The following is a 10626-nucleotide window of genomic DNA, read 5'->3' as shown; positions in this document are numbered from 1 at the left end:
CTGTTCCAGTTTAAACCGAAATTATCTGACTATGGATTCTTTACCGGCGTGCTAAAAACATTGCAGCCGCGTAAAGGGGTGATGAACTATGAGCTGGTAACGCCATTGTTCACCGACTACGCGGTAAAAGACCGCTTTATTGCTTTACCCGAAGGGAAAACGGTGAGCTATACAGATCATGGCCCGCTCGATTTCCCGGATTCCACTTTCATCATTAAGAACTTTGCCTACACTAACCCGGCACATGAAAAGATCATGATAGAAACCCGGTTGCTGTTCAAAGACCCGGCAGACCACCAGTGGAAAGTGATGAACTACCTGTGGAACAGGGATCAGCAGGATGCAGAGAAATGGATCCTGGGAAAAAAGATCCCTATCACTTTCCTGGACGATAATGGGCATGAGCACTCCACCATGTACCAGGTGCCCAATACGAATGATTGTAAACGCTGTCATATAAATAACAGTGTGCTTACGCCTATTGGGCCTAAAGCGCGTAATCTTCATTTTGTGCGGCAGGGGCAAACCCAGGACCAGCTGCAGCAATGGGCAGCCAACGGGTTACTGGCCGGAATGCCTTCACCGGATAAGGTACCGCGCCTGCCGGACTGGAAAGACAGCGCCCATTACACCGTGAATGAACGCGCCCGCGCTTACCTGGATGTAAACTGTGCACATTGCCACACCAAAGGGGGCGATGCATTCAACACCGGTTTATTCCTGGAATATGAACAAACTGCCCCGGATCACCTGGGCATCATGAAATCGCCGGTATCTGCAGGCGGCGGCGCCGGCGGACTGGATTACGATGTTATTCCCGGCGACCCGCAGCACTCCATCCTTGCCTACCGGATGAACAGCGTGGAGCCGGGCACTGCGATGCCCGAGCTGGCGCGTACAGTGGTGCATGCAGAAGGAGTGGAGCTGATAAGGCAGTGGATCCGCGAAATGAAATAACGCGGATTTTGTCTGACTCAGGATTAAACTGATTATACTGATTACCAGGATTGAATTTTTCAGGATTTTATAAATGATTTTTAAAGGATTGGGGGAGATAGAAGCGGATACTCGCTTTTATCTCCCCCAATCCTTTAAAAATCAAAAATAATCTAATCCTGATAATCAGTATAATCAGTTTAATCCTGAGTCAGACAACATCCGCGTAGGGCCGAAGGCCCTACTTACAGGCGCCTTCCACCAGTGGAATATTATCGAATTTCAGCGCTGCGTTATCGCTGTTGAATATGGGGGTGCCCTGGTGGTCTACGCTGTCGGCCAGCGCTTCGTAGGCTTCGTGGTCGGATATTTTGAAGATGACCGGGCGGGAACTTTCAACGCCTTCACTATAGAAAACGTATTTGCCGCGGATAATGCCGTTGCTGATAATCCCGTTGAACTGGCCGGTGTTTTTATCTTTCTCAAAAAAATTATACACGAGGGTGCCTGTAGCTACACTGTCGTGCATAGTGATCCTGAGCTGGATGGTATCCCTGCCCAGTACTTTCTCGAAACAGTGATTGGATTTTTCTTTTTCCACCACCGGTGGCAGGGAATCTTGTACAGTATTGGTTTGCTGCTGTCCGCCCTGCTGGTTGCAGGATGCAAAGAGGCCTGCGCCGAGCGCCAGTAAAATGTAAGGTGTTTTCATATACTGAAAATAAGAAAAATGGTGCAATTAGCCGGGTACGTACTTTTTATTTCCCCGGAAAAAATTGTAATTATGTGCCGCCACCGCCAGGCGTGGTGATATATCTTACAAACAATGAAAAAAAGAAAGTCCTTACTGGCCGCAGTGTTTTGCCTGCTGGCCATTGGCGCTACCGCGCAGCAGAAAGGGAATAACCAGGATGCCCGCGCAGTAGCGGCATGTAAAAAGTGTTTGGTAATAGCGGAACAATCACAGCACCGGATCCTGATAGCAGAAGTGCCTTCCGGCAAGGTGATATGGGAATGGAAACCGGAGAACTCCAATGTGCAGCCGGCGCATGTAAAATGGTTCAGCAATCCCAGCGAGGCCAAAATGGTGTACAATAATGAGTATGTGTTAATGAATGCCTCCGGCGGCGGTGTAGCGCTGATCAGGGTGGCAGATAAAAAAGCTGTGTTCTATGCCTACGCAGGCGGTAACACCCATTCCGCCGAACTATTGCCGGATGGCAATATTGTAAGCGCTTCCAGCACCGGCAATTACCTGATGATATTTAAAACGGATACCCTGCACTATCCCGGTGATGTATATACGAAAAAGATCCCCATTGATTTCGGGCATAATGTAGTTTGGGATGCAAAGCAGCAGCGGCTGTGGTCTGCCGCCAGGGAGCATATGCATTCTTTCCGGTACAACTTTAACTGTAATGCGCCAGACCTGGTACAGGATACGGTTTTTTCCCTTCCCGGCACAGAAGCGCATGACCTGTTTCCCGTATATGGTGAAAATAGTTTATGGCTCACCAACACCACCAATGTATACAAATTTGATCCTGTTACACAAAAGCTGGCGCAGGCGGATGTGGTGCAGGAGAATATCAAAAGCGTTTCCTCCGCAGGGGATGGGCTTTCTACCATTGTAGCCCGGCCAAAAGTATCCTGGTGGACAGACGAGGTGATAGACGCCAAAGGCAGGCGCCTGTTCATACATAAAGGCTGGAAGATCTACAAGGCAAGATGGGTAGTGCCCAATACATTCAGTTACCCGGCGGGCGATCAGATGCATTTGTGCAGGTAAAACCCTTTAATCTTCGTACTTTTGCGGCAAATGCAAAAAGAAAAGTACGCAATAGGTAATATCCTTACCAATCTCAAGATCGATTCACTCAATGAAATGCAGCAGGCATCAGTGAACGCGAACAAGCATCACAATGATGTAATCCTGTTGTCCGCTACCGGCTCCGGTAAAACGCTGGCCTTCCTGCTGCCCATCCTGGAGCGGCTCGATCCTGCCAATAAAAATACCCAGGCCCTGGTAGTGGTGCCTTCCCGTGAACTGGCCTTACAGATAGAGAAAGTGTTCAAACAAATGGGCACCGGCTATAAGATCACCGCCTGCTATGGCGGGCATCTGCGGGAAACAGAGGAAAACAACCTGATACAGCCTCCTGCGGTGATCGTGGGTACGCCAGGCCGGCTGGGAGACCACATCCGCAGGGAAAATATTACTACTGCAGCCATTGAAACCCTGGTGCTGGACGAATTTGATAAAACCCTGGAACTGGGTTTTCAGGAGGAAGTGTCTTTCATTGTTGAATCGCTGCCCAATATCAAAAAGCGTGTGCTTACGTCTGCTACAGAATCAGTGGAGATACCGGATTTCCTGGCGCTGAATAATCCTGAGAAGCTGGACTTCCTGCCGGAAGAAGGCACGCCTGCTGCCCGCTTAACGATTAAGGAAGTATTATCGCCCGAAAACGATAAGGTAGATACCCTGTTCCGCCTGATCTGTTACCTGGGCAACCGCTCCACCATTGTGTTCTGTAACCATCGTGAAGCAGTGGAGCGCACCAGCAGAATGCTGTCTGAAAAAAGCATTATCAATACCTTCTATCATGGCGCTATGGAGCAGCGGGAGCGGGATGCCGCCCTTTGCAAGTTCCGCAACGGCTCTGTAAATGTATTGGTTACAACAGACCTGGCCGCCCGTGGACTGGATATCCCCAATATCCGTTATATCATCCATTTCCATTTGCCGCATACGGAAGACAGCTGGACCCACCGCAACGGCCGTACCGCCAGGATGGAAGCCAGTGGAACCGCTATCCTCATACTGGCGCCCGACGAAAAACGGATGCCTTACCTGGCAGAGGAAGTGATAGAAAATATTGAACTGCCTGCAACTGCCACATTACCGGAGAAACCGAAATGGACCACCATTTTTATTGGCGCCGGTAAAAAAGATAAAGTGAATAAAGTAGATATTGTTGGGTTCCTGTCGAAACAGGCGCATCTAAAAAAAGATGATATCGGCTTAATTGAAGTGAAGGATTTCTTTTCTTTTGTTGCCGTGGTGAAATCGAAAGTGCAGCATGCATTGGAAGCGGTGAAGAATGAGAAGATCAAGAATAAGAAAGTGAAGATTGATATAGCGAAGTAGGAGATTTGTAAGATGATTTAAAAAGGCGTCTCAATGTGTGTTGAGGCGCCTTTTTCACGCTAACTCATTTGCTTTAAAAAGCTTAATATAGTAGCCGTAACTGCCTCCGGCGCATCTTCCTGTACCAGGTGCCTCGTTTCCGGTACCACTTTGAAAGAAGCCCGGGGAATACGCTTCGACAACTCCCTGCCGCGCTCGAGGGGTATCCATTCATCACATTCTCCCCAGAGTATGGTAACCGGGCAACGGATTTCTTCATACCTGTTTTCAATCTCATCTGTATAACGGTCGCTCATTTGCGCAATTTGCCGGTAAAAGGCAGCCTGTCCCTCTTTCCCGATCCAGGGTTTCAGGTAGTACTGCATCTCTTTTTCCGGAAGCGGATGAAATACCGCGCCCCCGATGTATGCACGGAGTATTGCTTCATGAATATAGGCGGGCAACCCGGTGAAAACTTCCGGGTGATCCTTTGCAGCCTGAACAAATGGTGAGCCGGAAGGGCCTATGGCAACAGGATCTATCAGTGTTAAGGAATGATAGTCGCGCTTGTTTAATATATGTGTGCGCAAAGCGGTGGTTCCACCAAAGTCATGCGCTACAATATCTGGTTGCTCCAAACCCCAATGGTCGAGCAGCGCAGCGAAAACCTCGTTTTGTATGCCTAACGACACATCCTGCCCTTCCTGTTTTTCCGAGCAACCATATCCCAGGAGATCAAAATAAAACACACGGTAATGTTCAGCCAGCCAGGGCGCAATCCGTCGCCATACAACAGATGAAAACGGGGTGCCGTGAAGAAGCACCAGTGGGCTGCCTTTCCCGGTAACGCCAAAACGAACTTGCTGGTTACGAAAATTAAAAACATCCGGTGGTTCAGGCAGGTAAGATATGGTGGGCATACAATGGTTTTTTGGGTGATGCAATACAGGTATTTATCTGTTTGCAATGGCAGCTCAATTCCCGTACCAAGGCCTCATTTCTCTTCCTTAAAATACTGCTGCGTTACCTCGATCATTCCCACAATATTATCATTAAACGCATCCAGCTCTTCCGCCGGTACCCATAATTCATTGTGAATTTCACCGCCTACATTTTCAACGTTATATCTTTTCAGGAAATCACTGTTCACTGAAAATTTAGTAACAAAGCCTGATCCATATGCAGGAACATTCCATTCCACGGATATCTGGATGGCATACGCCTCATTCATTACGGGGTAAAAAATGGGTTGGTCCGGCCGCCTGGGCGGAAATCTTTTCCAGCCGGATTGTTCAATCAACACCAGTTCATCTGGTCCTACGGGGCGATACAAGGTGGTTAACTCCATTGGTAATATTTACTATTTTTAGAGAACGAATATAGGCAAATGGCAACGAAAACCAAGCTCAGCAAACCAGGGATACCACAATACGTATTAAATGATTTCCGTCATCTGCACCGCGAAGAGGGCGATACTTCCAGCTTTGGTTACAATAACCTGGACCCGGCAAAAAAGATTGCCGGTATGGAAATATATTCCAGCGAAGGATTACGGCCTGCGGTAGGGCCTTTGAAATCTGATTTCTACCGGATCAGTATTACGCTGCGGGGAAGCGTGGATGTACAACTGGGACTGGAACAGTTTAAGCACCGGCCTGGTACATTGAGCTTTACTTTTCCGGGGCAGGTGTTCAGCAAAAGTAATATCAGCGCGGATACTTTCGGGTATTATATTTTGTTTAATACAGATTTTCTGCAGGAAATTATCCCGGGAGATGAGGTGCAGACAGTGTTTCCTTTTTTCGCTTATACAGGCGTGCCCTTTATACAGTTAACGGAGGCAGAAATAACAGCGGTGGCTGATTTCTGCGGGAAGATCAACGAAGAGCTACAGCAGCACCGGCCGGGATGTGAAAAAGCAGTGAAGATGTATCTTTATTTACTGCTGCTGGAAGTAAAAAGAAGCTATCTGGCGCAACAGCTTCATTTAACGGCTACGGATACACGCAACACTTACCTGGTGCCCCGGTTTAAAAAGCTGGTGAGCCAGCATTTTCTCTCTAAAAAAAGAGTATCAGATTATGCCGCTATGCTGGGCGTAACGCCTAATCACCTTAACCGCACGGTGAAAGAAGCGACTGGTCGCACTGCTTCAGACGCTATTGCAGAAATGCTGGTACAGGAAGCCAAAGCAGTGCTGCGGTACACGGATACTTCTGTGGCGGAAATCTCTTACCGGCTTAACTTCAGCGATCCTGCAGGATTTAACCGCTTCTTCCGTGAACAAACCGGGCAAACACCACTGGCGTTCCGCAAAAATGCATGATCGGGTTAATACGATGCATAATCTCGGTAACAACCTGCATAATTTTCTGCTGCAACTTTGCAGGTATAAATAACAACAATATGTCAGACTCATTTGAAAGTAAGAAAGTAATTATTGCCGGCGGCTCTTCCGGAATAGGACTGGCCACCGCCGCCAAACTGGCCGGGGAAAAAGCCCAGGTAACAGTTACCGGCCGTTCGGCAGCGCGACTGGCAGATGCAGCGAAATACACGCCTGGTATTCAAACCACTGTGGTGGACAGCTGCAACCGGAAAGACCTGAATGCCTTCTTTGATGCCCAGGGAAATTTTGACCACCTGGTGATTGCCGTAAGCGGATCCCTGGGGGCGGGTAAATTTGCCGATCTTTCGTTAAAAGAACTGAGGGAGGGTTTTGAAAGTAAGTTCTGGGCCCAGCTGAATACCCTCCAGGCGGCATTGCCTTACGTGAACAAGGGAGGCAGCATTACCCTCATTACCGCTATTTCCGCTATCAGCCGGGCGCCCGGCGTATCAGGGCTGGCAGCCATTAACGGTGCGCTGGAGCTGATGATCCCTTCCCTTGCAAAGGAAATACAACCCTTACGCATCAACGCTGTTTCTCCCGGCGTGGTAGATACCCCCTGGTGGGACTTCCTCCCCGTCAACGCCAAAGACGATACATTCGGGCAATACGCAGCGCAACTACCGGTAGGCAGGGTAGGAGAGCCGGATGATATAGCAGATGCCATCCTTTTCCTGATGCGTAATGGCTATACAACGGGAACGGTACTACGCTGCGACGGCGGCTTGAGTTTATAAGGTTCTTACACCCGCAATGCCTTCATGGTGCGCTGAAAGGCCAGCTGCAGCAGTTCATCGCTCAGCGTAAAAGGAATACCGGCCATAGTATGATGATCGAGGTGAAATTTAACGAGCGTATAAAACGGGGCATAGGCAATAGCCCAGAAAATCTCCCGGGGCAGGTTCACGATCTCGCCTTTTTCTACGGCGTTTGCCACAAACTGTTGCATGACTTTTTTGAAAACCACTTCAGGCGCATCATCCTGCTTTTTTATCAGGGGGGAATTGCGGAACTGTTCCGAGAAATGGAATTGCAGCGGGTACTTTAGAATATAGGCATACCTGTTTTTCCACTGCAGCCACAGGCCGGCTTCAAAGTCCATATCCGGATCAAAGCCGGCCATGGTATGCTCCACAAAGGTTTCCACCACATCGGCATATAACTGGTTCAGCAGGTCTTCCCGGTTCCTGAAATAAATATAGATGGTAGACACGGAAATATTGGCCGCCTTGGCAAGTTTATGCATGCTCAATCCATCAAAGCCCTCATGAACAATCATTTCTATGGCCTTTTCCCGGATGGTCCATTCTTTATTTTCATCTTTTGCACGCATGGGACAAAGATAAAAGAATGATTGTTCTTTTAAAACTTTAACCCATATAAAATTAATTATGCAGTAAAATCAGGTAGTTTAACGGTTGAATGTTGTCCTGACGTCTAAAAAACGCTATTTTTATTTTTTGCAGTTTCCCGGATTAAACCGTTACCCGAAATGAGAAATATATTGATGATTTGTCTGTTAGCGCTCCATCTTCCTGTTTTTGGCCAGCCAGGGAAGGCCATTGAATACCGTCTTAATTTTGAAGTGGGGGCCGCCAGTTTTGAATGTTTTGTAAATGATATGCCGGTGGAGCAGTATTTCGGGGAGGGAAACGGTACATTAAATACTTCTACTCCCATTAACGATGCCATTTTGAAGCCCGGTACGCAACATTGGAAACTGGTATTATATCCTTCGTTCAGAGATGGAAAGCAGTTGGCTGCGCTGCCTGAAAAGATAAAAGCGGTGGTCCGGGTGGAAGGACTGCGCAAAGGCGATGGAGAGCAGGTGAGCGATGTGGAGTTGCTGCATATCGACGGGGATTATCCTGATGCGGCTAAAACAACAGCAGTATATGAAGGCTCTTTTGAAGCAAAGGTGCCTTATCATCTTACCGGGTGGAGCCAGAGCGTAAACCTCCGGGAAGAAGATGAAAAAGCGTTGCTGGCGGAATTACTGGCGGCTTATGAAAATTATGCCGGTTGTTTCCGGAAGAAGGATGTAAAGACCCTGCACCAGCTTATACAGCAAAAGGAGAACGAAATGACGAAGTTCTTCTTCCTGGATAAAGAGGAAGCAGCGGCGCATTTAAGTGAATATTCAGACGATTTCAAACTGGATTATACCGTGCTTCCTATCGAGAAATACCGCCTGCGGTTTTACGGGAACGGGAAGATAGCGGCACTGGAGCGCATGGACTATCCCAATATAGGCGAGCCAGTGGTAAGGTATATCGTAAAAGGACCGAAGGGCGAAGAAACGGCATATATGTACGCTTATTTTCATCGCCCCCGGGCCGGCGCAAAGCTGGAGATGATCCGTTAAAGTGAATTTATTTCAGATGAGCCAGGGAACTGCCGGCCGGCAGTTCATAGGGATCCTTGCCTGCTTCAAAGATCCTGGCGCTGAGCGTGCCTTCCAGTGTTAAGGCATCGCCCTTTGCATAGATCCAGCTGCCTTCCCTTAGCCCCAGCACCGGTGTGGTATTTTGTGTATGATATTCCCTGATGCGTGTTTCCCGGGTTTCCCCCATATGCTGTGAGCCTGGCTGCGGGTCCAGGTAATGTGGGTTCAGGTTAAAAGGGATCAGGCCCATTGTTTCAAAGCTGGGAGGGTATACAATGGGCATATCGTTCGTGTTCTGCATGGTAACCCCGCCAATATTGCTGCCTGCACTGCACCCCATGTAAGGGGCGCCATTGTTTACCGCATCGCGGAGTACCCGCATCAGTCCCTGTTCATGCAATTGTTTCACCAGCAGGAAAGTGTTGCCACCTCCTGTAAAAAAGCCACTGGCGTTTTTAATGGCGGCCACCGGATCGCTGAAGGTATGCAGTCCCCGCACATGTATGCCGGCTTCTCCAAAAGCCTCCGCAGCCCTGCTGGTATAATCATCATGTGAAATGCCACCCGGGCGGGCAAATGGCACAAACACAATTTCGTTTACGCCGGCATACAATGTTTTCATCGCAGGTTGCAGGTACGCCAGGTAGGTTTGGCCAAACAAAGTAGAGGTGCTCGCCAGTATAAAATGCTTCATAATTTTAAAAATTAAGCAAAGGTAAAGTTAATCTTCTTCCGGCGACTGCTCATGATCCAGGAACAGGGAGCGGCAGTTTTCCGCCGGGCAGATATAAGTGTAGCTATGATGCTCGTTGTACAGGTAAAACCAGGCGCCGGCATTGATGATATAATGGTAAGTAACCTTATTGATGATCACTTCTCCCTTTATTTCACATTCCAGCGTGTTGTACAGATCATGTATGGTGGCATCGCTGGTGGGACAGCTGTTCCGGAAGATCTTCTCTATATCAGCATTACTCAGTTTCCAGGAGTTGAATTCCGGTATATTATGACGGGAGGTCACTTCTTTACTGGCCTTAAGTATCCGGATCTCCGCATCAGCGGGGATAACGAGGCTATCTTCTTCAATATCCACCGGCAGTGAATCTGCCGGCATTACCATCTGCTGTTCTGCCGGCGCCATAGCCGCCGTGATAATGGTGTCCGTTGTTACCGTCTTTTTTCCGGGAGATGGGGAAGGCATGCAGCCTGCTATAAATAACAAACAAAAGAACAATTGTTCCTGGTTGGTGAATGGCATAAATAAATGATTACGCTGTATTTTCAGCAAATATCGAGATTCCGGGGAAAATTATTAAAAACAATAGTTAAAATGGTCAACGGTAACTACCGCAAAATCTCAAAAATCACAATATATCCAATCAAACAAATCAGCATCATCAGCGTAATCCTGCTCCAGGACAAATTTCGTCGCCGAAGGCGGCGCCCCTCAAAAAAATATTCCCGGTAAAAGAAGCCACAGGAACCATCCCGGGCGGCTTTAAATGTTTTTTTCAGGGTTTTAATTGTAAATGTGACAATTATTTTGTTCTTTTGAATTGCCGCAGCAAACAGTGCTGTGATACTTGATTTTTAAAACCTCGTTATGAAGAGAAAATATCGTTATATCCGCACGGGTATCCTGGGTATGTTGCTTTCCACGCAAGCCTTACAGGCGCAGAATACAGTGACCTTCCGTCCGGATGCGCCCACTCAGACCATCAACCGCAATATCTATGGGCACTTTGCAGAGCACCTGGGAAACTGTATCTATGGCGGGTTTTATGT

General features: G+C 48.1%; 12 protein-coding genes and 1 pseudogene. 7 read left to right on the top strand and 6 right to left on the bottom strand.

Features of this window, described 5'->3' with window-relative positions:
- The coding region (locus VIM72_RS04675) for an SO2930 family diheme c-type cytochrome (RefSeq protein ID WP_332001704.1) at positions 1–957 on the top strand (957 nt) is incomplete at its 5' end.
- A 220-nt stretch (positions 958–1177) separates the two neighbouring features.
- Here VIM72_RS04675 and VIM72_RS04670 read toward each other — a convergent pair.
- The gene (locus tag VIM72_RS04670; protein WP_332001703.1) at positions 1178–1648 is read right to left on the bottom strand and encodes a hypothetical protein; all 471 of its coding nucleotides are present in this window, start codon (positions 1646–1648) and stop codon (positions 1178–1180) included.
- A 114-nt stretch (positions 1649–1762) separates the two neighbouring features.
- Here VIM72_RS04670 and VIM72_RS04665 point away from each other — a divergent pair, with 114 nt between their 5' ends.
- Both VIM72_RS04665 and VIM72_RS04660 read left to right on the top strand, forming a co-directional pair.
- The gene (locus tag VIM72_RS04665; RefSeq protein ID WP_332001702.1) at positions 1763–2725 is read left to right on the top strand and encodes a DUF6528 family protein; all 963 of its coding nucleotides are present in this window, start codon (positions 1763–1765) and stop codon (positions 2723–2725) included.
- Positions 2726–2755: 30 nt separating this feature from the next.
- On the top strand, positions 2756–4087 hold the full coding sequence (locus VIM72_RS04660) for a DEAD/DEAH box helicase (protein ID WP_332001701.1): 1332 nt from the start codon (positions 2756–2758) through the stop codon (positions 4085–4087).
- A 59-nt stretch (positions 4088–4146) separates the two neighbouring features.
- On the opposite strand, the gene VIM72_RS04655 is transcribed toward VIM72_RS04660, so the two are convergent.
- Together VIM72_RS04655 and VIM72_RS04650 are read right to left on the bottom strand one after the other, a co-directional pair.
- Positions 4147–4986 carry an alpha/beta hydrolase gene (locus tag VIM72_RS04655; protein ID WP_332001700.1) on the bottom strand — a complete coding sequence of 280 codons (840 nt, stop codon included), beginning with the start codon at positions 4984–4986 and terminating at the stop codon, positions 4147–4149.
- A gap of 74 nt (positions 4987–5060) precedes the next feature.
- Entirely contained in the window at positions 5061–5414 is a 354-nt protein-coding gene (locus tag VIM72_RS04650; protein ID WP_332001699.1) for an ADP-ribosylation/crystallin J1, read from the bottom strand.
- 39 nt (positions 5415–5453) lie between these two features.
- On the opposite strand from VIM72_RS04650, the gene VIM72_RS04645 reads away from it, so the two are divergent.
- Entirely contained in the window at positions 5454–6392 is a 939-nt protein-coding gene (locus tag VIM72_RS04645; protein WP_332001698.1) for a helix-turn-helix domain-containing protein, read from the top strand.
- Between the two features lie 80 nt (positions 6393–6472).
- The gene (locus VIM72_RS04640) at positions 6473–7192 is read left to right on the top strand and encodes an SDR family oxidoreductase (protein WP_332001697.1); all 720 of its coding nucleotides are present in this window, start codon (positions 6473–6475) and stop codon (positions 7190–7192) included.
- A 5-nt stretch (positions 7193–7197) separates the two neighbouring features.
- Here the strand turns inward: VIM72_RS04640 and VIM72_RS04635 are convergent, their stop codons facing one another.
- Positions 7198–7788 carry a TetR/AcrR family transcriptional regulator gene (locus VIM72_RS04635; protein WP_332001696.1) on the bottom strand — a complete coding sequence of 197 codons (591 nt, stop codon included), beginning with the start codon at positions 7786–7788 and terminating at the stop codon, positions 7198–7200.
- 159 nt (positions 7789–7947) lie between these two features.
- Here VIM72_RS04635 and VIM72_RS04630 point away from each other — a divergent pair, with 159 nt between their 5' ends.
- The gene (locus tag VIM72_RS04630) at positions 7948–8820 is read left to right on the top strand and encodes a hypothetical protein (RefSeq protein WP_332001695.1); all 873 of its coding nucleotides are present in this window, start codon (positions 7948–7950) and stop codon (positions 8818–8820) included.
- Positions 8821–8827: 7 nt separating this feature from the next.
- Here the strand turns inward: VIM72_RS04630 and pepE are convergent, their stop codons facing one another.
- Together pepE and VIM72_RS04620 are read right to left on the bottom strand one after the other, a co-directional pair.
- On the bottom strand, positions 8828–9535 hold the full coding sequence (gene pepE, locus VIM72_RS04625) for a dipeptidase PepE (protein ID WP_332001694.1): 708 nt from the start codon (positions 9533–9535) through the stop codon (positions 8828–8830).
- A gap of 27 nt (positions 9536–9562) precedes the next feature.
- Complete coding sequence (locus tag VIM72_RS04620; RefSeq protein WP_332001693.1) at positions 9563–10099, bottom strand: hypothetical protein; 537 nt, start codon at positions 10097–10099, stop codon at positions 9563–9565.
- Between the two features lie 345 nt (positions 10100–10444).
- Here VIM72_RS04620 and VIM72_RS04615 point away from each other — a divergent pair.
- Positions 10445–10626, top strand: a pseudogene (locus VIM72_RS04615) (alpha-N-arabinofuranosidase); the annotation flags it as partial.

The organism is Chitinophaga sp. (assembly GCF_036569185.1).
Classification (GTDB): Bacteria; Bacteroidota; Bacteroidia; order Chitinophagales; family Chitinophagaceae; genus Chitinophaga.
This window is presented reverse-complemented; position numbering and strand designations above follow the sequence as displayed.

Coding starts and splice junctions, on each gene's coding strand:
- VIM72_RS04650 (WP_332001699.1), bottom strand. CDS start 5,414: ATGGAGTTAACCACCTTGTATCGCCCCGTAGGACCAGATGAACTGGTG.
- VIM72_RS04635 (WP_332001696.1), bottom strand. CDS start 7,788: ATGCGTGCAAAAGATGAAAATAAAGAATGGACCATCCGGGAAAAGGCC.
- VIM72_RS04670 (WP_332001703.1), bottom strand. CDS start 1,648: ATGAAAACACCTTACATTTTACTGGCGCTCGGCGCAGGCCTCTTTGCA.
- VIM72_RS04640 (WP_332001697.1), top strand. CDS start 6,473: ATGTCAGACTCATTTGAAAGTAAGAAAGTAATTATTGCCGGCGGCTCT.
- VIM72_RS04655 (WP_332001700.1), bottom strand. CDS start 4,986: ATGCCCACCATATCTTACCTGCCTGAACCACCGGATGTTTTTAATTTT.
- VIM72_RS04620 (WP_332001693.1), bottom strand. CDS start 10,099: ATGCCATTCACCAACCAGGAACAATTGTTCTTTTGTTTGTTATTTATA.
- VIM72_RS04660 (WP_332001701.1), top strand. CDS start 2,756: ATGCAAAAAGAAAAGTACGCAATAGGTAATATCCTTACCAATCTCAAG.
- pepE (WP_332001694.1), bottom strand. CDS start 9,535: ATGAAGCATTTTATACTGGCGAGCACCTCTACTTTGTTTGGCCAAACC.
- VIM72_RS04645 (WP_332001698.1), top strand. CDS start 5,454: ATGGCAACGAAAACCAAGCTCAGCAAACCAGGGATACCACAATACGTA.
- VIM72_RS04630 (WP_332001695.1), top strand. CDS start 7,948: ATGAGAAATATATTGATGATTTGTCTGTTAGCGCTCCATCTTCCTGTT.
- VIM72_RS04665 (WP_332001702.1), top strand. CDS start 1,763: ATGAAAAAAAGAAAGTCCTTACTGGCCGCAGTGTTTTGCCTGCTGGCC.